The following is a 20,904-nucleotide window of genomic DNA, read 5'->3' as shown; positions in this document are numbered from 1 at the left end:
AAACCACTCTTAATATTTGGTTTTGCCAGTGCCTAAGTCCTGATAGCTGGAAAATAGGGGAGAGTTAACTATTGAGCCAGAAAAAAGATTTTTATACTCTCATTACGAATAATTATCCTTACATATGTACCTTGATAGGGCAGAACATCAGATATACTACTGTATTTACTTAGATATATTTGCTTACAAAGCATATCTTTGCATACTCTTTACATTACTCATCACTCAGTGTAAAGATGGGTAATTTTATTTATATATTATTTATACTTGCTTGTAGTGATTTTTCCCAAGGCAATTAGGAATTGGTATAACCTTTCTAAGCGAAAAAACTTACGATCGCCATTCCTATTCTATAGACCTCTTGCAAAAAACACTTTTGCACTCTTGTGGGAAAAGGGATACATGTTAAAGGGGAAAGGAAAATACCAAACCTTTCCCCGACTTCTGCAAGAAGTCTAATATCGCTTAACAAAGTTCATATATCTTCAGTACCTTCTATTGTGTGGGGTACTTGGGTAAATGCCATCGCTAAGGCTGCGATCGCTCGCTGTGTTAATCTGTTCTTATGTGTGCAGAGAACTAATAAAAAATTAGGCGTCCCGCAAAGTTGCGTTTCTTGGTCGGATTTTCAATAAAGCGATCGATTTGATTAAACAATCTGCAAGTGACGACATCGTTAATATCATCGATACTCTCAATAATCTCGTTAAGTAAATATAACGTAACAATTCACCACTTAGACAATTTGGGATTTTAGATTTTGGATGAAAGTATTTTCAATTGCTCCCACAGATAAATCCCCATCAAAGAACCATTGGTGAGAATCCAGAATTATTTATACCAGGGAACGCAGAACAGGGAACATGAAACAGATTTGAAAGTCTATTATTGTCAGAGTTTTACAAGCAGGTTATGTTCTAAACTATGGTTCAACTACTATAAAAATCAATATGCTATGGCTTCGGAGTTTTATTCACATTATTAACCTTAAGGCTTAAAACCTGATTAATTCTGACTTTTGTATTCTGGATTCTCAATTATTAGCAATTTAAAATTTCTTCACGAATATACTTTTACCTAACTACAAAGTAGCACAGATAAAGTTTTATCACTGTCAAGTTTAAGCTAACGTATTACACAAACAATTATAATGTATTACAAATGGACATGGATATTATGAAATATAAATTTTGGGCAAGTTGTATGCTTGCTGCTTTAGCATTTCTGCCCTTAGAACCTCTTAGCATGACTCAGGTTTTAGCAACAGAGTCAGTTTACCAACTGGCACAAAACAGAGCTGCTTATACCCAATATATGCAGCTTGGTTATAGCGAAACCAAACGAAGAAATTATCGAAAAGCTTTAGGATATTTTCAACAAGCAGAACGCCTACGTCCCGGAGATAGATATGCTACTGCGGCAATTAGAAATGTTACAAGTTATATTCAACGTGGCAGTGCTAGAAATCGTATTGCTTTTGTTCCAGGTAAACCCGGTAGAGTCAGGTCAGCAGGAACGCGAGGAAGTTGCCTTGAAATTGGACAATCTATCATTCCTCTAACACCAACAGATAAAGAAGCTCAACGAACTACAGCAGAACATCCTACATTCTATTTCTATATTCCTCAAACTTCTACAAAACCAGAAGCACTAGAATTTGTTTTGCAGGATGATAACAGCATTGACCCATTGTATAAAGAAACTTTCAAGCCTGTTGGACAGAATGGTATTGTGAGTGTAACTATACCTACTAATAAATCATCTCTACAAATTGGCAAAGAATATAGTTGGACTTTTTCAATGATTTGCGATCTTGCTAACCGCGATAAAGATTCGTATACAGAAGGTAAAATAGTGCGATCGCAAGATGAAAATCTAGCCCTGCAACTCAAAGAACCAAACACAGATTTGGATCGTGCAGTTTTATTTGCCACAGCTGGATTTTGGGAAGATTCTTTGAGAACTTTAGCTAATTTACGCCGCCAGCGTCCTAACGATCCCGAAGTTCAGAAATACTGGGAAGATTTGTTAAATTCTGTAGACATTAAAGATGTTGTAAATAAGCCACTATTGCCCTGTTGTACTGCCCAAAGATAAATTCACAATTATCTAAAAACCCGGCTTTTATCGTGTCCGCTTGATTACTAGTTAAACTCGAAGAACGCCAGTTTCTTTTACAATGTGAATATTGACAAAGTATCCGTCAATGTTACAATAACACTACAAAAAGAGGACTTTGGTATGAACCACTGGGACCTGTAAAGCCGGGTCAACCAGATCCGGCAAACGTTTACAATCATCTTTCCATTGAAGCTCATTGGCAAAATGTTTGGCAGCAAAGCCAAACCTACGAAGTGGATTTAGCGGCAGCCGCTCATCCGTTCTACAATTTGATGATGTTTCCCTATCCATCCGCAGAAGGGTTGCATGTCGGCAATGTCTACGCTTTCACTGGAGCAGATATCTATGGTCGCTTCATGGCGATGCAAGGTAGAGCCGTTTTTGAACCAATGGGATTTGATGCCTTTGGTATTCACAGCGAAAATTTTGCCATCAAGAAGGGCATTCATCCTGGCCTATTGACTGTACAGAATGTTGAACGATTTCGAGAAACACAGTTAAAACGAATTGGAAATCGCTTCTGCTGGAATTATGAAGTCCAAACCACCGACCCCTCATACTACAAGTGGACACAATGGATTTTTTTGCAGTTGTTCAAAGCGGGGTTAGCAGTTCGCAAAAAAGCCCAGGTGAACTGGTGTCCTAGTTGCAAAACAGTACTTGCAGACGAGCAGGTAATTGCAGGTGAGTGCGAACGGTGCAGCACACTGGTTACTCAACGGGAATTAGAGCAGTGGTTTTTCAAGATTGCTAATTATGCTCAACGTTTGTTAGACAATCTCGATCGCTTGGACTGGTCAGAAAAAGTCAAAGCCGCTCAACGTAACTGGATTGGGCGTTCAGAGGGCTTGCAATTTAACTTGCACTTAGCTGAATCTGAGTTGCAAATCCCAGTCTTCACAACTCGTCCAGACACAATTTTTGGCATGACTTATGTGGTGCTTGCCCCAGAACATCCTCTGGTAGATCGAATTGTCACAGAGGAATATTGCCAGGCCATTGCTACTTACAAAGAACACGTATCCCGTCAATCTGAGTTTGCCCGCACCACTCACCAGAGTAAAACCGGGGTGTTCACGGGTGCTTATGGGATTCATCCCCTTACCCAAGAACGTATCCCGATTTGGATTGCCGATTATGTATTGTCGAGTTATGGCACTGGCGCTGTAATGGCAGTACCCGCCCATGACGATCGCGATTTTCAGTTTGCCAAAACGATGGGGTTACCAATTCGACAGGTAGTGATTCCTACCAGTGCGTCATCTACAGCACCCCTTGAACTCGATACTGCATTTACAGAACATGGAACCTTGATTGAGTCTGGGAGGTTTACCGGACTTGCCTCACAAGATGCCATACAGCAGATTATCCAATGGTTTGAGCAGCAGAATTTAGGCGATCGCACCGTACAATTCCGCTTGCGAGATTGGTTAATTTCACGACAGCGGTATTGGGGACCACCGATTCCTATCGTCTACTGCGGCAGCTGCGGTATCGTACCAGTGCCAGAGGAACAATTGCCCGTTCATTTACCCGAAACCGAGGATTGGTTGCCCAGAGGAACAGGAACATCTCCTCTTGCACAAATAGATTCCTTTGTCAATACTATTTGTCCTTGCTGTGGTGGTGCTGCTCATCGAGAAACGGATGTGTCAGACAACTTTCTCGATTCTGCTTGGTATTTTCTTCGCTATCCTTCGAGTAAATATAATGATGTTCCTTTCGATGCACAAATCACTGCCAAATGGTTGCCGGTGAATATGTACATCGGTGGGGCAGAACATTCAGTGTTACATCTTTTGTATAGCCGCTTCATTACAATGGTGTTGCATGATTTGGGTTATATCGAATTTGAAGAACCCTTTGAATGCTTCCGCGCTCATGGATTGCTCACCAAAGATGGAGCCAAAATGAGCAAATCGAAAGGTAATGTGGTGAACCCCGATGAATACATCGAGGAATATGGCGCAGATACCTTACGTACATACTTGATGTTTTTGGGCCCGTATCATCAAGGAGGTGATTTTTCCGATCGCGGCATTGCCGGAATGCGACGATTTTTAAATCGGGTGTGGCAACTTGTGAGCAAGCATCGGCATTGCCTTGAATCCAGTTCGCCAGATTTGGACTCTGGGCGTCGTCTACACCAGACAATCAACAAAGTCTCAGAAGATATACAAGCGCTCAAGTACAATACGGCGATCGCTGCATTGATGGAGTATCTTAACGCGCTTCAACTCAAACCGAGCCTTTGTGAGGTGGAATTGAAGTCATATTTGTTAATGTTGGCTCCCTTTGCACCCCACCTCACAGAAGAACTCTGGCATCAAATTGGTGAATCATCCTCGATTCATCAACAGACCTTTCCTCAAGCCAATCCAGAATTTCTTACCCAAGAACAGGTGACAATCACAGTACAAATCAATGGACGCAAGAGAGCAAACATTCTTCTGTCACCCACTGCATTGCAAGAGGAAGCGATCGCCATTGCCAAACAAACACAATCTGTTCAACGTTATCTCGAAAATCAGGAAATTTCCCGTGTTGTTTATGTTCCCGGCCGAATTCTCAATCTTGTAACGTGAGTTCAGAGGGACTGGGGATTGGGGATTGGGACTGTGGTTACAATCTCCCTCTCCCCATTTCTCTACAATGAAACTATGCTGCAACTAATTCTGTGATTTTCGCACGAGCTTTTGCGATGGATTCAGCCAAACTTGTACCGCCTAACTCGTCATTTTCAACATGGATAAAGCTGATATCGGTGATGCCTATAAAACCAAAAACTGTTCTTAAATAAGGGTCTTGATGATTCATCATTCCGTAGCGTTCGCCAGGTTCAAAGCCAGAAGCGCCACGTGCGGTAATAATCCACATTTTTTTATTCAATACCAGAGGCTTGTAAGGGTTCTCAGTATCCTCTGGTTCATAGGCAACAGTTCGTCCAATCCGCACAATTTGATCGATATACGCCTTGAGGGTGCTGGGAATGCTGAAATTGTACATGGGAACGCCAATGACGTAGAAATCGGCAGCTAAAAATTCATCCACTAGCAAATCGCTAATGTGAATCGCCTCCTTTAATTGAGGCGTGTGTTGTTCTGGCGGTGTAAAAGCAGCAGCAATCCAGGGTTCATCTACATGGGGAACTGGATTTCGTCCAATATCTCGGTAGGTAATGGTATCAGTTGGATGAGACTGTTTCCAAGCTGCAACGAATTCTTTTGTAAGTCTGCGAGAGTGCGATCGCTCACCGCGAGGACTAGAATCAATATGCAATAGATGTGTCATAGTTCTTTTTGCTCAGTGACAATTCCAGCTTAGATAAATCACCCATACCCAACTATCTGATTTTTGTGCAATTATCAAAATCTTGCTGTCGATTTTCAGGCTAATCGCTGGAAGTCTTTTATAATTTACTTAAATACATAATGTAAGCAGGAGTCAACTTATAGCGATTCCCAGTTAAGTGAGTTACAGATAATATTTTGAAACGCAAAGGGACGCAAAGTAAAGCGCAGAGGTACGCAGAGATTTATCTAGCGGAGAATTATAATATTTGACTAAATTAAAACTTACAGTAAATTGGAAAATCTATAATGTATTTATGAAACATAAATTTTGTAAAAATTAATTATTAATAATATAGCGGTAGTCACATAGGTTATGACATTTTAAAAACTTGAATGCTAGGCATAGTAGGACTTTTACCTCCTGCCATAACACTTAAAATTAATAATTTGTGATGCAGTTAAACATAAAATAGTAAAATGGCTAAATTAATGCAATAGGTTTAGAGCATGTTTGAAAAGTCCTCTTTTTGGTAGCAAAACGTTCTAGATCTCCCTAAATCCCTCTTAAAAAGAGGGACTTTGATTTTGGTTCCCCCCTTAAAAAGGGGGGTTAGGGGGGATCGATAAAGTGCCTAAAATCACAACCAACCACTTTTCAAACAACCTCTTAGCTCAGAAAATTATAAAGATAGATTCTTTGTTTTTATCGTGAAAATTCCAACTGGCTGTCAGACTCAAACAACCTGCTTGCCTATCCTGTCTAGCCAAAACCAGGGTTGGGAAAATATTCTGGTTGAGGAATTCCAACACCCCGCAGGTGAAGGAAGAGGTTATTACAGCGATGAACATGCAATTTGTCTATCTCTTGCACCCCGTCCAGTGCCTTTGTTGCAAATTCAGGAAGGCAAAACTTATACAGGGCTGTACGGTAAAGGTGACATTTCCATAACCCCTGCAAAAACGCCATTTTTTGCCCGTTGGGATCTAGAAGACCATTACTTGCAGATTCGCATTGCATCTGGTTTCATCCAGAGTGTTGCTAGAGAAACCATTGATACAAATCCCGAACGGTTAGAATTAGTCAGAGAATTCCGAACTCGCGATCGCCACATTGAGTCCATCGCTATGATGCTCTTGTCTGAGCTAAAACAAGAAAATTTAGGCGAAAGGCTTTATATTGAATCATTAGCAAATGTCTTAGCAGTGCACTTGCTCAGACAATATTCTGCTATCAAACCCCGGCTTGCTGTTTACAACGGTGGTTTACCTGAGCGCCAACTACTTCAAGTCTTAGAGTACATTGACGCACATCTGCATCAAGACATCAAGCTTGCAGATTTAGCCCAATTGCTAAGCATGAGTCAGTTTCATTTCAGTCATCTGTTCAAACAAGCTATGGGTATTGCTCCCTACCAATATCTACTTCAGCAACGAATCGAACGCGCAAAGCAGTTGTTGAAAAAAAGCGATCGCTCGATTATCGAAATTGCTTTAGTGTGCGGCTTCAACAGCCACAGCCATTTGAGTAAACAGTTTCGGCAAATCACAGGTATGACACCTAAAGCCTATAGGCAAAACTAGTATTAATACGTAAATGACTGTGGCAAGCTGAGTTAACAAGTTTTACAACATAATCAAACCTAAGCGGACACCAGCCGTCACCGCCTCAGTACGGCTGGACACACCAAGCTTTTGAAAAATTGATGAAACATGAAATTTCACCGTATGTTCGGAAATTTGTAGGCGTTTGGCGATCGCTTTATTCCCCAGCCCATAACCCAGCATTCCTAAAACCTCCATTTCCCGATGCGTCAAAGTTTGCACGGGGTTAGCTACCACTTTTTGCCGCATCGGCAGCAATTCCAAAACATCAGGGTGCAGCACTACCAAACCAGAAGCCACTGCCTCAACACCTGCAATAATTTCCGCCTCTGTGCTGGTACTAGATAATATACCTTGAACACCCAAACGGAATGCTGTTTCTAGATCGATACCATCAATATCCTCAGCGATCGCTATAATTTGCTGTTCTTGAATTAACTGTAATTTTGACCACATTGGTTCTGGGTTACTACCTAAATCGAGCAAAATTACATCCGGTTGTAATTGCTCAATTTCTTTCGACACCACATCCAAGTCAGATGCAGTGGCCACCACTGTCAGGTGCGTATTGCTACTTACTACCGCTGATAAACCTGCCCGTACCACGGAAGAAGCAGCAACCACAATCACCCGAATCATGTAGCCTCCACAGCAGTTTGTCCGGTGATATAAACTACCAATTGCCGACCATTTCGCAGGAGTTGTAATGAGATAGACTTGTCACTTTGATGCAGGTATCTAGCCAAGTCATCAGGTTGAGTAAAAGTCCGGCCAGAGACTCCAACTAATACATCACCAATTTGTAACCCCACATTTTTCGCTACACTGCCAGGAAGTATTGATAAGACTAGTAAACCTAGAGTACGTCTGCTTAAGACTACTGGTTGCAGTGTCACTCCTAATTGCAGACGATGACTACTGTGTAAAAGGCGGTCAACACTATTGCTGGGAATCGCCACAGCCAAATTATTGACAATCATCGTGTTAATACCAACCACTCGGCCAAGACTGTCAGCCAACGGGCCGCCAGAATTACCAGGATACAGCTGTAAATCTGCCATTACAGTGCGTGAATGATTAGTGTGAACAATCCCCATTGTGACTGCACCAGTATCAGCTAAAGGATTTCCTACCGCCAAAACTAGTTCCCCAACTCGTAACTTATCGGAATCACCGATAGTTGCAGTATTTAAATCCGTGGCGTTAATTTTTAGTGCTGCTAAATCCTGCTGGGGGTCAAAGTGCGATCGCACTGCTGCAAATACCCTACCATCCGATAATTCCACAGTTGCCCGGTTGCTAGTTGCTACATGGGCATTGGTAATAATCAGCCCGTCAGCTTGCCAGATAACACCAGAACCGACTGCTGTAGCACTAGTTTTAACTTTGACTGTGCTTTGACGCAGTTTAGTGGCTACTGCTGACAGTTCATCATTGAATTGCGTAATCATAATTGCTTTAAATCTGCGGTAATTATTTAATCAACAGGGCGTTCGCCAATCAGGATATCTAAATTAACTAATGCGCCACCTCGAACAAGCTGCACGTTGATGAGTTTACCAATGCGATCGCTATTATTCAGTAGTGCTAGCACATCATCTGTATCACTCACGGCAATACCATCAAATGTGACCAACACATCCCCCAGCAACAAACCAGCATTATCAGCAGGGCCAGAGGGTTCGACATTAACAACAATCACCCCCGTGGCTGTCGGTAAATTTAAGGCAGTTTTCAGGTTGCTAGGCAAGCGTACAGGCTGCATTCCCACACCCAAATAGCCTCGTGAAATATGCCCTTTAGTCAGTAATTGATTAACCACGCGATCGATTGTAGACGCAGGGATAGTTAAAACTGTACCGCGTCGCCCTGATGTATTCATCCCAACTATATAACCAGACGCGTCTACTAGAGGCCCGCCTGCAAAACCAGGATAAAAACTGATATCCGGGCGAATGAATTGGTCAATATTACCACCACTCATACTCCGCCACGCACCAGTAACTACACTTACTGCTCCCATTGCTGCCCGTAAGTCACCTTGGCTACCCCTTGCCAGTCCCAGTACCAAATGACCGACTTTGAGATTTGTCGCATCGCCAATTTGTACCACAGGAAGTTGATGATTTTGCAATTGAAAGACAGCTATATCAGTGCTAGGGTCATGGCCGAGAAAAGAAACTGGTCGGGTCACTCCATCTGATAGAGTGATGGTGATTTCTTCATAACGCCCAAGTGACTCATCCGAAGTGATAATAATACCGTTGCGCCAATGAATCCCGCTTGGGGAAATGCGTTTACCAGCGTTGACAGCAACTACAGCACTCCCCGCTTGTTCTACTGTGTCGGCTAAACTGTTAGACAGTGCCAGCAATGAAGACATAAACTTCTCCAGCAATATTTTGTGATGCTTCTATCGTGCCGTTTTATATCTACAGGTAGCATCGGAAAAATGGAGAGAATTCTACCTAGCAAAATGGCTAGTTGTGTTTAGTTTTGCTTGCTTGGTGATTTCAAAGGGCTAGTAAAGGCACGGCAATGGTCTTTACCAACGTATTTGTATCATAGTTCGAGTTCAAGAGTACCAGTAGTCAGCAAACCCGACATAGGCAATACTCAGGATTAGGAATGCGATCGCCAGTTTAGGATTGTTTGATTCCAAGCGAATGCATTTAAAATACAACAACTAGCCACCGTACATACACTGGCTGCTGTTTCTAGCGCTATTAGTCAGAACTGATTAGCTGTTTTGGTGTCTCAGCAATTTTACTGTATTCATAATTGAGTTTGAAAAAGTCAATAAATAATCTCGTAATTCTACTATGTTTATCCTGATAAATCGTAGTAACTTTATAGGGGTAACAGATTGATTGAAGGAAATTTCTATGATGAACTTATCAGCAAAAGCTCAATCGAATAACAAATTATTCAATCAGCTACGATATCAGCTTGAAGCTGTAGAAATACATAATGATAAACTTGCTAGACTTTTGTGTAAACTCATCCCCTCTCATTGCCCATTTGAGAGAACTGTGACATTTTTGGGACGGATACTTTTTCGCATTCCACCTTTGTGCAAATTAAACCCTCTTTATGAAGAAATAATTGGTCTTCGTTTTAAATGTTTGACGTTTTTAGCAGATGAATGTGGTGAAGATGTGACAAAGTACTGTTAAATATATAGGAATCCGATTTGATTACTGAAACTATTTGCGTAGATAGGCACTCTTGCAAAAGGCAACAGATTCAGCAGTGCGCCCTTGCGGTTTCCCGACTTGTTCGCCTCGCGTCTTTGAAAGGAAAAGCAACTGCACCAATCCGTAAAGCCTGCGGCATAGCTACGCTTCGGGCGCAGCCTCTCGTAAATAAGGGCAACAGGATTCTAGAAGATTAAAGGCAATAGTCAATAAATTCTGTTTTCACCAGATTTAGGATTGTTATATATAATTTATTAACGAATATCGTTGTCAATTTCCGAGGGTTCAAAACCTATAGAAACAGGATGAATACGACCATTAGCAATAAGCTTGGCAAAAATCTGGATTAATGAAATATTAGTACGGAATGTCCTTGTTAATACTCTTTTTTGGGCGAAGGTATTGCTAAATCTGATGAGCATTTTTGTAATTCTGACTAACCGCAAGCAGGAACTACGTTTACTTCTTATTGTCATAAGTATTGTAGTTATTCTTAGTCTTCACTATTCACCTACTTCCAGTCAAATCGTAACGCGAGACAAGTTTTTATGGCCTTTTTCATCTAGATCGCCTTGGAATATGCCTATTGGTTCAAATGCGCGTTACATCAGGGCAAATATTGAGAAGGCACAGAATATTGGCATCGATCGAGAGTACTTTTATAAGATTAATCCTAAACATCCATTACGTCCAGTTTATGCTCCTGGTGCTTGGGGTCAAGGACGCTGTACAGGTACTCAATCAATGGATATTTATTTACCGATACCTGATACATTGATTATTGCAGATGCCACAACATATCCATACCACACACCTAACAATGCTTCAGCCTTTTTGATGCCAGATGGTAAAACTTTAGTGCAGCTTGAACCTTTGACTCGTTGTCAAAAAGCAGGTTCAATCTTTGGTTGGCGTTACTATCCTGATATAAATATTTATGGAGAGGGAATAGGCGGCGCACATTTTGGTTCTGGTCTTTCTTCTATTGGTGGTTCTATTCGCAAAGGTGAACTTACCAACAATCAACCCATTCACCATGCACTAAAAGTTCTGCTGTGGGCTAAAAAATATCTTTACTACACAAATTATATTCCTGGGTATCGTTGGCCCGCAAATCGCGCTGATAATTATGCAGCTCACGTTTATGGTGGTAAAAACCCTGCCCTCGTGCAAGGAACTTTATTAGCCATTCCGCCAACAGTCAGGACATATACTCTCAAGTTGCAAACACCAGCAGCTAAAAAAATCTTTCATGCGCTACAAAATTATGGTGCTTATGTAGTTGATGATTCAGGATGGGACTCTCATGATATTGCAGTTGAGCAAGGAGTTAACGAAGAGTTTCGTCAAATCTATGGCTACGATTTGAAGGATAAAAATGGCAAGTTCTATGAGGACTTGATGAGATTATTTCAAGCACTTTATATTGTTGATAACAACAGTCCAAATAGCATTGGTGGCGGTGGTATTCCGCGTGTCGCTCTGGCTCCACCTATTGCTAACTAATATCAATGTCGGGCGATCGCCATAACAAAAATAATGTAGAGACGTAGCATTGCTACGTCTCTACAAATTCATAATCTTCATTTCTTGCATAAAGTTATTTCCCAGACACAATTAATTGAGTATGTTAGTGTCTGTGAATTGATGCTATAACTTTGACGAGGCAGGCAAGATTTAACCATCAATTAATTAAATCCTGGCTGCATTGTAAATTATCAATCCTCTGCTCATTATCGCTCAATGGGTAGAGCTTCTAAAGTTGAAAAAGGTAATATAGCTACTCAAGTAAAATTTATTACCAATGCTGAATACCCCTTGTTTGCCAACGCTGTAACTCTATTTTTACTTTCATTTCCATACCTAAGTGTGATTTACTAGGAATTAACTCTATAACTATGACTAAAATTTAGGAGTGAAAACTGCTAAGTGAGATTTAAATAAATACCAATTATTTGAAAATAATGATGAACCCCAAGACTTATAAAAAACTGGTTGTCAAACAGTTGAGCCGAGATTTTAGATCTGCTGTCGATATTGTTGAAGCTGATTTTCCTATACCTGCTCCCAATGAAATTGTCGTGCGTAATCTATATGCTGGAGTGAATGCTTCGGATGTGAACATTGCTGCCGGGGTATATTTTGAAAATACACCACCATTTGATGTCGGAGTTGAAGCTGCATCTGTTGTAGTTGCTCTTGGTAAAGATGTACAGCATCTCCACATAGGTGACCATGTTATTACTTTTCAAATAGGAGGCGGATACCGCGAGTATTTTGCGGTTGATACTACTCAAGTTATTCCTATTAAAGAAGTTACTCCAGAAATACTGACTGTTGTGGCTAGTGGTATGACTGCTGCAATTGGTTTAGAAGTTGTTGGAGAAATTAAAAGCAGTGATGTGGTATTGGTAACAGCCGCAGCAGGTGGCACAGGGAGTTATGCTGTTCAACTGGCCTTGCTTGCAGGTGCTCATGTGATTGGAACGTGCCGATCGCCCTTCAAAGTTCAATTTCTCAAGCAGCTTGGTTGCCATCGAGCGATCGATTACTCTCAAGAAAATCTTGACGAAGTTCTCAAAAAAGAATATCCCCAAGGCATCGACTTAGTTTATGAATGCGTCGGCAGTGAGTTGTTTGATATATGTGTTGATAACCTAGCACGACGCGGCAGACTAGTTATCGTTGGATATATTTCTGAATACTTATCGCCAAAACTAGAATTGGTAAACCGTCCGAGAATATACAACAAATTACTATGGAAATCAGCCTCAATACGCGGTTTTCTCTTTATTGACTATTTAGAATATCTACAAGAAAAACAGTCTCGACTGATGGAATTAGTATCCACAGGTAAGATTAAACCTGCTGTCGATCCAACAGAATTCAGAGGAATAGAATCTATTGTTGATGCTGTGGAATATTTATATAGCGGTCAAAATTGCGGGAAAGTGATTGTTCATTTTTAACAAACATTAAGTAGGCGGACATAATTAAATGTAAAATACAATTCAGCGAAACCCTTTACTATTGAGGGTTTTTCCTTCTGACTTCTGCCTTCTGCCTTCTACTTATCAGGTTATTGATTGTTAATTGTTGACGGTTAACAGTTAACCGTCAACAGTCTACCAAACTCATGAATCAGTGTGCAATTTCAAAGTACCTAGAAGATGATTGCAAAAATTTGTAATAGAAATTGTTTGTAATTTGTTTAACGATTTGTGCTGGCAAAGGTATTACATTGTTGAGTATCACCTGTTTGGATACCTTGCTTAAACCAGCGAACCCGTTGAGCTGAACTACCATGTGTAAAAGATTCTGGTACAGCATAGCCTCTAGCTTGTTCTTGTAAGCGGTCATCTCCAATACTGCTAGCAGCGTTCAATGCTTCTTCAACATCGCCTGTTTCTAGAATTTGACGTGAGCGTTGTGCGTGATGCGCCCAAACCCCTGCAAAACAGTCTGCTTGTAATTCTAATGCCACAGAAAGCTGATTTGCTTGGGTCTGATTCGTTTGATTTTGTAATACTCGAACTTGGTCTGAAATTCCTAGTAGATTTTGGACGTGATGCCCAACTTCATGAGCAATTACATATGCTTGAGCAAAATCTCCGGGTGCTTGGTATCGAGTTTTCAAATCACGATAAAAACTTAAATCAATATATACTTTCTCATCCTGCGGGCAATAAAATGGCCCAACTACTGAACGCGTAAATCCACAAGCAGACTGCACTGCATTTGAATAAAGAACTAACTTGGGTTTTACATAAGTTTGTCCATTTTGCCGAAACAGTTCGCTCCATGTATCTTCTGTGTCAGCCAGCACTACAGATACAAAATCCGCCATTTTGTCTTGAGGATTAGAGCCTGTTGATTGCGGTGAATTAGTCACAGGACTATCATTTGATGTAGGATTTTGTTCCCAAATCACGCTGGGATCGCCACCCAAAAGGAAAACTACTAGTGATATGAGTGCTGCTCCAATACCTCCACCTACGAGAGGAGCAGAAACATTCGTCCCACGCCGATCTTCAACATTTGTACTCCTGCGACCTAATTGCCAACGCATAATTTCTGCTTCCCACATCGAGCGATAAATATAGTTGCAATCAGATTGGATTTAATCCAAACCAACTGCTTTAACTATGCAAGAAAATGTTACCAATCTCAGCCATGCATTTCGTCTACCTACGGGCAAAGCGGTAATCAAGCAGAGTAAACCTTTAGGAAGATTATGAAGATATAATTGGCGATCGCTAAACAAAAAAAATTCGCAAAGAGCGATCGCTCTTATACTAAAATATTATTTTCACACTTAGTTCCAAACAAAACAAAGTTTTTGAATTTATATCTAGAACAGTTAAAGGTAAGAGAAACTGATATCATACCAATTCTCAAAAATTAAAATCTGAATTTCACAAATGGCGTTAGAGAATGTTTGAAAAGTCCTTTTGTCGGTAGCAAAAGGTTCTAGATCTTCCTAAATCTCTCTGAAAAAGAGCGACTTTGATTCTGGTTGCTCCTAAGCAGCAGGTAGCCAGCGCGGAAGGGTCTCCCCAAGTGGAGCGGCTGGCATGGGTTAGGAGGGATCAGGCAACAGGAAAGAAGGCTCTCTAAAGTATACTGAGTTTTTTCATAAATCAAATATGAGTCCTATATCTTGGGCATACTAAGGAGAAACTTAGGCAATCTTTTGAGCTACTCATCTCTAATTTGGGATGAAATGCCGAGAAGAAAGTCAGTACCTTGCAGGATTCAGCAAGATGGTGTTTTTCGACATTGTTACGCAACAATTTTCTCAGGCTTTTCTCTGGAGTATTCTTAATACTATTAGAGATCCGATCTTTGTCAAAGACAGACAACACAATTGGGTGTTCGTCAATGATGCATTGTGTGAGTTCATCGGATATCAACGTGCAGAACTAATTGGTAAGTCCGATTATGATTTCTTCTGCAAAACAGAAGCCGATATTTTTTGGGAGCGAGATGAACTGGTATTTACTACAGGTGTGACTGATGAGTATGAGGAATTAATCACAGATTACCAAGGTGAAACTCAGATTATTTCTACTAAGAAAAGCCTATTATCTGATGAGGCTGGTAATTCATTTATAGTAGGTTTAATTCGGTTGATTGCTTCCAAAAATAAAATTGAAACTGCTTTGCTGCGTCAAACAGTAAATAAGTTGGAAGAGGAAATTCACGATCGCCAAGAAACCGAGAAGCGCTTTCGCAGACATAGTACTGCTCTACAGCGACTTGTGCAAACTGAAAAACTACAACACGATGATTTTCAAATTGCTATCCAGTATGTAACAGAAGTAGCTAGTTTGGGTCTTGATGTCGGACGTGTAAGCGTTTGGTTATATACAGAAAAACGTTTGGGCATTCAATGTCTTGATTTATATCAACGTGAGAATAATTGCCACAGTCATGGTTTGGAATTATTTGTCTGTGACTTTCCCAACTATTTTCAAGCTCTCAAAGAAGAACAGGTTATTGCAGTTTCTGATGTTCATACCGATCCCCGTACTTCAGAGTTTTCTGCAACTTATACAACCCCACTGGGAATTACATCAATGCTAGATGCTAGGATTTGGTCTAGAGGACAAGTGATTGGTGTCGTTTGTTGCGAACATTTGGGAATTAGACGCCAGTGGACATTAGAAGAAGAAAGTTTTATTAGCTCGATTACTGATTTCGTGCGGCTGGTAATTGAATCGCGCGATCGCAAAATTGCTGAAGAAGCACGGCGACAATCAGAAACGCAGTTGAGACAACAAACTCAACAATTAGAAGAAGCGCTCAAGGAATTACAACGCACTCAAACCCAAATGCTTCAAAGCGAAAAAATGTCTTCTTTGGGACAATTGGTAGCTGGTGTTGCCCACGAAATTAACAATCCGGTTAACTTCATTTATGGTAATATTGCACCTGCTCATGATTACATTCACAACTTACTAAACCTAATTAACTTATATCAAGAATACTACCCTTATCCAGTTCCAGTTATTCAATCAGAAATTGCGGCTATCGACCTAGAATTCTTGATGACAGATTTACCTAAGCTACTATCTTCAATAAAAATTGGAGCAGAGCGGATTCAGGAAATCGTCCTTTCTCTGCGAAATTTCTCTCGTCTGGATGAAGCTGAATATAAAGCAGTTGATATTCACGAAGGGATTGATAGTACTTTATTAATTTTAGACTATCGTCTGAAAGCAAGACCAGATCGTCCTGGGATTGAAATTATTAAAGAATATGAAAATTTGCCTTTAGTTGAGTGTTATGCCGGTCAACTAAATCAAGTATTCATGAATATTTTAAGTAATGCTATTGATGCTTTAGAAGAACGAGATAAACAACGCAGTCAACAGGAAATTAAACAATCTCCTAGTGTCATTCAGATTCGGACAGAAATAATTAATCAAAATCAAATTGCTATTAAAATTGCCGACAATGGTCTGGGTATACCCGAAAAAATCAAACAACGAATTTTTGACCCCTTCTTTACTACAAAACCAATTGGTAAAGGCACAGGAATGGGTATGTCAATTAGTTATCAAATTGTCACCAAAAATCATCATGGAACCCTTGAATGTATTTCATCTCCAAATCGGGGTGCAGCTTTTGTGATTGTTATTCCTTTAAAACAACAGCAGTAGAGACGTTGCAATGCAACGTCTCTACATTTGGATTTATGCCGTATTAGCGGGATACTCCTGCCCATTCAATAGACTTCTTGCAGAAGTCGGGAAAAGGGGGAAAGGTTTGGTATTTTCCCTTTCCCCTTTTCCCCAAAACCTGACAAATATTGGGCTCTGTGCAACTTCCGCAAAGCCTGAATTCATTTATGCTTCTAAATTTATTTATCAGAATATAAATTATTAATTATTAATTATTAATTTTTTTATATTGTTTATCTTAAGGCATAACCAATGCCGTTATTTACAAACTCAGATTAAAAATAAACTAGCCTAAAAGACTAGCTTATTCAGTAGCATGATCCATCTTTAGTGAGATAGCTAGGTTTTTTATAGCAGCCTAAAATGCTTTTGATATATGAGATTTTTACTTATGAGTTTTTATTAACTTTGATAAAGAAGAAAAATGAATAAGTTTTTTGTTAACTCTTACAAACACAAGGATTGCTGTAACTGTGAAGTTTTATATTTTAAATATGTGTTTACCTCAAAACAGTACCCCAGTAGTTACAGAAACAGAAGTTTTGATTACAGAGGCATTGGGTAGTCGTCCAAGAAGACAGCCAGATTTAGCAGCTGAAAACAAAGCTCTTCATATTCTTTCTAAAAAACTGTGCGAACGGCCGCGATCGCTACTCAAAACCCTTGTACAGCTTGCACTCGACTTATGTCAAGCCGATACAGCCGGAGTCAGCTTACTGCAAACAGCGCCTAATGGCGAGTCAACATTTCGCTGGGTAGCGATGGCAGGTGCATTGGAGTTTTTAGAACAAAACACCACTCCAGGTAATTTTAGCCCCTGTGGCACAACACTTGCCTCTAGACAGGCACAACTTTATACCTACCCAGAACGCTATTTTTCTTATTTACATCATCCACAGTTTCCAATCACCGAAGGATTATTCATACCTCTGTGTGTAAATAATCAACCATTAGGCACCCTTTGGATTTTGTCGCATCGGGAAACGCGGCACTTTGATGCTGAAGATTATCGGGTGATGAACAGTTTGGCGGGTTTTTGTATCTCTGGTCTGCAAAATATTAATAGTTTGCTTCAAAAGCTAAATAATCCTCTACCTCAAGAGCCAGCCACTGGGGCAAACCTCGATTTTACTCAAACTCAGTTCGAGGCACTAGCGGCGAACTTGCCAGGTATAATCTATCGCTACTTTCCCAGCATGGATCGACCCTATCGATTTACTTTTATCAGTTCTGGGAGTAGCGATTTATTAGAAATGGAGCCGCAAACAATTGTTAAAGATGGCAATTCTTTAATTAAATTAATTCATCCAGAGGATGTAGCTTCGTTTCAAATTTCAGTTACTTATGCCATAAAAAATTTTCTCCCCTGGCGGTGGGAGGGTCGGATTATTACGCCATCAGGTAAACTCAAATGGATTGGGGGCACTTCCCGTGCCGTGGAAACGACACAGGGAAATGTATGGGATGGAATACTAATTGACATCACCAGTCACAAATTAGTGGAAGCAGCGTTGCAACAAAGTCAAGAATTCAATCGGCAGATTCTTGACAGTAGCGACGATTGCATCAAAGTATTAGATTTGTCAGGGCGGCTCTTATACATGAGTCCGGGAGGTCAGGCGTTACTCGGCATTGATGACATAAGTTTGTTCATCAACCGTTCATGGAGTGATTTCTGGGTTGGAGCTGACCAAGAAGCGGCGTTGAGAGCGATCGATCGCGCCAAAGCAGGCGAAATTTCCACTTTTCAAGGCTATCGTCCAACTCAAACAGGTGAGCCAAAATGGTGGGATAGCAAAGTTAGCCCAATTAAGGGAGCCGATGGACAAGTTGAACGTTTATTATGCATCTCCCGTGATATCACAGATCGCAGGCAAGCTGAACTTGAGCGAGAACATCTGCTTGCCTGTGAACGACACTATGCCAAACAATTAGAGGGATTGACAACAGCAGCACTGGCAATTAACTCTGCTCTTTCAGTGGAAGAAGTTTTGCAAGTAATCACCCAACAGGCAGCATTGATTATTGGCGCTCACCAGTCTGTCACCAGCATGACCATTAACCAAAACTGGGCACAGGCAATTAACGCCGTTTATATGTCTGAGAAATACGCTGCTTGGCGAGACTACGATGCAAAACCAGATGGCTCTGGAATTTACGCTTGTGTGTGTCACCTCAATCACCCAATGCGGATGACACAAGCTCAACTAGAAGCTCACGAAAGTTGGCGAGGTTTTGGCAAAGAGGCGAAAAATCACCCCCCGATGCGTGGTTGGCTAGCAGCACCCTTAGTTGGACGAGACGGACACAATATCGGGTTGATTCAGCTTTCAGACAAATATGAAGGTGAGTTTAACCAAGCTGATGAAGCCATACTCGTGCAGTTGGCGCAAATGGCCTCAGTCGCGGTTGAGAATGCGCGGTTGTACGAAGCACAGCAGCAAGCACGAGAACAAGCCCAAGCTGCCAACCGAGTTAAAGATGAGTTTTTGGCGGTGCTGTCTCACGAGTTACGCTCACCCCTGAATCCGATTTTAGGTTGGTCTAGTTTGCTTTTAAAACACAAGCTCTCGGAAGCGAAGATTGCTCAGGCGTTAGCAACCATCGAACGCAATGCCCAGTTGCAATCAGAACTAATTGAAGATTTGTTGGATGTCTCGCGAATTCTCCAAGGCAAACTCAGCCTTAATAACACTCAAGTAGACCTGAAATTTATAATTAGGGCCGCAATTGAAACAGTACGGCTAGCAGCACAAGCCAAGTCCATCACCCTCGAAGCAGTGCTGGAATCAAACGTAAGTCGGGTTCTGGGCGATCCAACTCGCTTACAGCAAGTGATTTGGAATCTGCTGTCCAACGCTGTCAAGTTCACACCCCAAGGTGGACAAGTCAACATCCATTTACAGCAGCTTGAGACTTTTGTTCAAATTACCATCAGCGATACAGGTAAAGGTATTGCTACTGATTTTCTTCCTTACATCTTTGACTACTTTCGCCAAGCCGATAGCACAACTACCAGAAAGTTTGGTGGACTAGGATTAGGTTTGGCGATCGCACGTCATTTAGTAGAACTGCATGGTGGGACAATTGAGGCAGAAAGTCTTGGTGTTGACGAAGGCGCAATCTTTACAATTCGGCTACCACTAATGTCTACAGCACCAACAACAGATTGCGACAGCAAACAGGTTGATTCATCTATTGATTTGAGCGCCATTGAAATTTTAGTAGTGGATGATGATACCGACACACGGGAATATACTGGGTTTGTGCTAGAGCAGTATGGAGCCAGCGTAACTGCCGCTTCTTCAGCAAAAGAAGCATTGATCGCACTTAAACAGTCTAAATTTGATGTTTTACTAAGTGATATTGGGATGCCCGATATTGATGGCTACATGTTGATACAGGAAGTTAGAACTTTGTTACCACCAAGTCAAAAGCTAAGAGCGATCGCTCTTACTGCCTATGCTGGTCAAATGAATCAGCAACAAGCACTAAAAGCAGGCTTTGACCACCACATCTGTAAACCAATCGAGCCAATAGCCTTAGTAAAAGCAATCTCTAATTTAGTTAGCTCTACTTAAGGAAAACTTTACCAAGCAATACCCAGAAAGCGGGTATTGCCTACCGTGTACACACAAGTATAGCCAGCATGGGTTTCAACTCTTCTAAGGGTGTTGTAGGGTATGTTATCGCGCCAGCGTAACGCACCGCCAAAGATTTACGGTGCGTTAGGACGGCAGTCCATAACGCACCCTACCTTTCCTCAAATCTTTTATAGATAGGGTTTTTCCGACTTGTGTGTACACCGTAGTGTCAAGGGGAGGGTTGGGGAGGGGTGTTGTCTATGTGTCGCATTCTTTTTTCAAATTGGTGTTAATTTTTGCTCTTCGATGCAACGAAGGTGCAGGGCGATGCAACAAAGGTGCAGGGCGATGCAACAAAGGTGCAGGGCGATGCAACAAAGGTGCAGGGCGATGCAACAAAGGTGCAGGGCGATGCAACAAA

At 41.1% G+C, this 20,904-nt stretch carries 13 protein-coding genes and 1 pseudogene; 9 read left to right on the top strand and 5 right to left on the bottom strand.

Features of this window, described 5'->3' with window-relative positions; all coding sequences use genetic code 11:
• Window positions 1-1,176: 1,176 nt before the first annotated feature.
• The 3 genes and pseudogenes from H6H03_RS23495 (at window position 1,177) to H6H03_RS42250 (ending at window position 4,706) form a co-directional block, all read left to right on the top strand.
• Window positions 1,177-2,097, top strand: a complete 921-nt coding sequence (locus H6H03_RS23495; RefSeq protein WP_242057960.1) for a DUF928 domain-containing protein — start codon at window positions 1,177-1,179, stop codon at window positions 2,095-2,097.
• A gap of 101 nt (window positions 2,098-2,198) precedes the next feature.
• A pseudogene (leuS, locus tag H6H03_RS23490) lies at window positions 2,199-4,148 on the top strand (leucine--tRNA ligase); the annotation flags it as partial.
• A gap of 21 nt (window positions 4,149-4,169) precedes the next feature.
• The gene (locus H6H03_RS42250) at window positions 4,170-4,706 is read left to right on the top strand and encodes a class I tRNA ligase family protein (protein ID WP_449289994.1); all 537 of its coding nucleotides are present in this window, start codon (window positions 4,170-4,172) and stop codon (window positions 4,704-4,706) included.
• A 73-nt stretch (window positions 4,707-4,779) separates the two neighbouring features.
• On the opposite strand, the gene H6H03_RS23485 is transcribed toward H6H03_RS42250, so the two are convergent.
• Window positions 4,780-5,412 (bottom strand): FMN-dependent NADH-azoreductase, encoded by a 633-nt coding sequence (locus H6H03_RS23485; RefSeq protein ID WP_190957479.1) that lies wholly within the window; start codon window positions 5,410-5,412, stop codon window positions 4,780-4,782.
• Between the two features lie 710 nt (window positions 5,413-6,122).
• Between H6H03_RS23485 and H6H03_RS23480 the strand changes: the two genes are divergently transcribed.
• Window positions 6,123-6,995, top strand: a complete 873-nt coding sequence (locus H6H03_RS23480) for a helix-turn-helix domain-containing protein (RefSeq protein WP_190957478.1) — start codon at window positions 6,123-6,125, stop codon at window positions 6,993-6,995.
• A gap of 42 nt (window positions 6,996-7,037) precedes the next feature.
• On the opposite strand, the gene H6H03_RS23475 is transcribed toward H6H03_RS23480, so the two are convergent.
• The 3 genes from H6H03_RS23475 to H6H03_RS23465 are packed head-to-tail and all read right to left on the bottom strand — an operon-like array spanning window position 7,038 to window position 9,399.
• Window positions 7,038-7,655: a response regulator transcription factor gene (locus H6H03_RS23475; protein ID WP_190957477.1), complete on the bottom strand. Its 618-nt coding sequence runs from the start codon at window positions 7,653-7,655 to the stop codon at window positions 7,038-7,040.
• The gene (locus H6H03_RS23470) at window positions 7,652-8,467 is read right to left on the bottom strand and encodes a S1C family serine protease (protein WP_190957476.1); all 816 of its coding nucleotides are present in this window, start codon (window positions 8,465-8,467) and stop codon (window positions 7,652-7,654) included. Before H6H03_RS23470 ends, H6H03_RS23475 begins: the two co-directional genes overlap by 4 nt.
• 26 nt (window positions 8,468-8,493) lie before the next feature.
• A complete protein-coding gene (locus H6H03_RS23465) occupies window positions 8,494-9,399 on the bottom strand; it encodes a S1C family serine protease (RefSeq protein ID WP_190957475.1) in 906 nt (301 codons plus the stop codon).
• A gap of 505 nt (window positions 9,400-9,904) precedes the next feature.
• Here H6H03_RS23465 and H6H03_RS23460 point away from each other — a divergent pair.
• From H6H03_RS23460 to H6H03_RS23450, 3 genes are all read left to right on the top strand, one after another.
• Window positions 9,905-10,192 (top strand): Mo-dependent nitrogenase C-terminal domain-containing protein, encoded by a 288-nt coding sequence (locus H6H03_RS23460; protein WP_190957553.1) that lies wholly within the window; start codon window positions 9,905-9,907, stop codon window positions 10,190-10,192.
• Window positions 10,193-10,627: 435 nt separating this feature from the next.
• A complete protein-coding gene (locus tag H6H03_RS23455) occupies window positions 10,628-11,719 on the top strand; it encodes a hypothetical protein (protein WP_190957474.1) in 1,092 nt (363 codons plus the stop codon).
• A 458-nt stretch (window positions 11,720-12,177) separates the two neighbouring features.
• Entirely contained in the window at window positions 12,178-13,182 is a 1,005-nt protein-coding gene (locus H6H03_RS23450; RefSeq protein WP_313931901.1) for a zinc-binding dehydrogenase, read from the top strand.
• A gap of 242 nt (window positions 13,183-13,424) precedes the next feature.
• On the opposite strand, the gene ypfJ is transcribed toward H6H03_RS23450, so the two are convergent.
• Window positions 13,425-14,282, bottom strand: a complete 858-nt coding sequence (gene ypfJ, locus H6H03_RS23445) for a KPN_02809 family neutral zinc metallopeptidase (protein ID WP_190957473.1) — start codon at window positions 14,280-14,282, stop codon at window positions 13,425-13,427.
• Between the two features lie 694 nt (window positions 14,283-14,976).
• Between ypfJ and H6H03_RS23440 the strand changes: the two genes are divergently transcribed.
• Together H6H03_RS23440 and H6H03_RS23435 are read left to right on the top strand one after the other, a co-directional pair.
• Window positions 14,977-16,878 (top strand): ATP-binding protein, encoded by a 1,902-nt coding sequence (locus H6H03_RS23440; RefSeq protein WP_190957472.1) that lies wholly within the window; start codon window positions 14,977-14,979, stop codon window positions 16,876-16,878.
• A 515-nt stretch (window positions 16,879-17,393) separates the two neighbouring features.
• A complete protein-coding gene (locus H6H03_RS23435) occupies window positions 17,394-20,480 on the top strand; it encodes an ATP-binding protein (protein ID WP_190957471.1) in 3,087 nt (1,028 codons plus the stop codon).
• Window positions 20,481-20,904: the final 424 nt, after the last annotated feature.

The organism is Nostoc paludosum FACHB-159 (assembly GCF_014698835.1).
In the GTDB taxonomy this organism is placed as follows: Bacteria; Cyanobacteriota; Cyanobacteriia; order Cyanobacteriales; family Nostocaceae; genus Nostoc; species Nostoc paludosum.
Note: the sequence above shows the minus strand (reverse complement) of the source record. Positions and strands in the feature narration are given on the sequence as shown.

Coding starts and splice junctions, on each gene's coding strand:
- H6H03_RS23475 (WP_190957477.1), bottom strand. CDS start 7,655: ATGATTCGGGTGATTGTGGTTGCTGCTTCTTCCGTGGTACGGGCAGGT.
- H6H03_RS42250 (WP_449289994.1), top strand. CDS start 4,170: ATGCGACGATTTTTAAATCGGGTGTGGCAACTTGTGAGCAAGCATCGG.
- H6H03_RS23435 (WP_190957471.1), top strand. CDS start 17,394: ATGTGTTTACCTCAAAACAGTACCCCAGTAGTTACAGAAACAGAAGTT.
- H6H03_RS23495 (WP_242057960.1), top strand. CDS start 1,177: ATGAAATATAAATTTTGGGCAAGTTGTATGCTTGCTGCTTTAGCATTT.
- H6H03_RS23485 (WP_190957479.1), bottom strand. CDS start 5,412: ATGACACATCTATTGCATATTGATTCTAGTCCTCGCGGTGAGCGATCG.
- H6H03_RS23440 (WP_190957472.1), top strand. CDS start 14,977: ATGGTGTTTTTCGACATTGTTACGCAACAATTTTCTCAGGCTTTTCTC.
- ypfJ (WP_190957473.1), bottom strand. CDS start 14,282: ATGCGTTGGCAATTAGGTCGCAGGAGTACAAATGTTGAAGATCGGCGT.
- H6H03_RS23460 (WP_190957553.1), top strand. CDS start 9,905: ATGAACTTATCAGCAAAAGCTCAATCGAATAACAAATTATTCAATCAG.
- H6H03_RS23455 (WP_190957474.1), top strand. CDS start 10,628: ATGAGCATTTTTGTAATTCTGACTAACCGCAAGCAGGAACTACGTTTA.
- H6H03_RS23470 (WP_190957476.1), bottom strand. CDS start 8,467: ATGATTACGCAATTCAATGATGAACTGTCAGCAGTAGCCACTAAACTG.
- H6H03_RS23450 (WP_313931901.1), top strand. CDS start 12,178: ATGATGAACCCCAAGACTTATAAAAAACTGGTTGTCAAACAGTTGAGC.
- H6H03_RS23465 (WP_190957475.1), bottom strand. CDS start 9,399: ATGTCTTCATTGCTGGCACTGTCTAACAGTTTAGCCGACACAGTAGAA.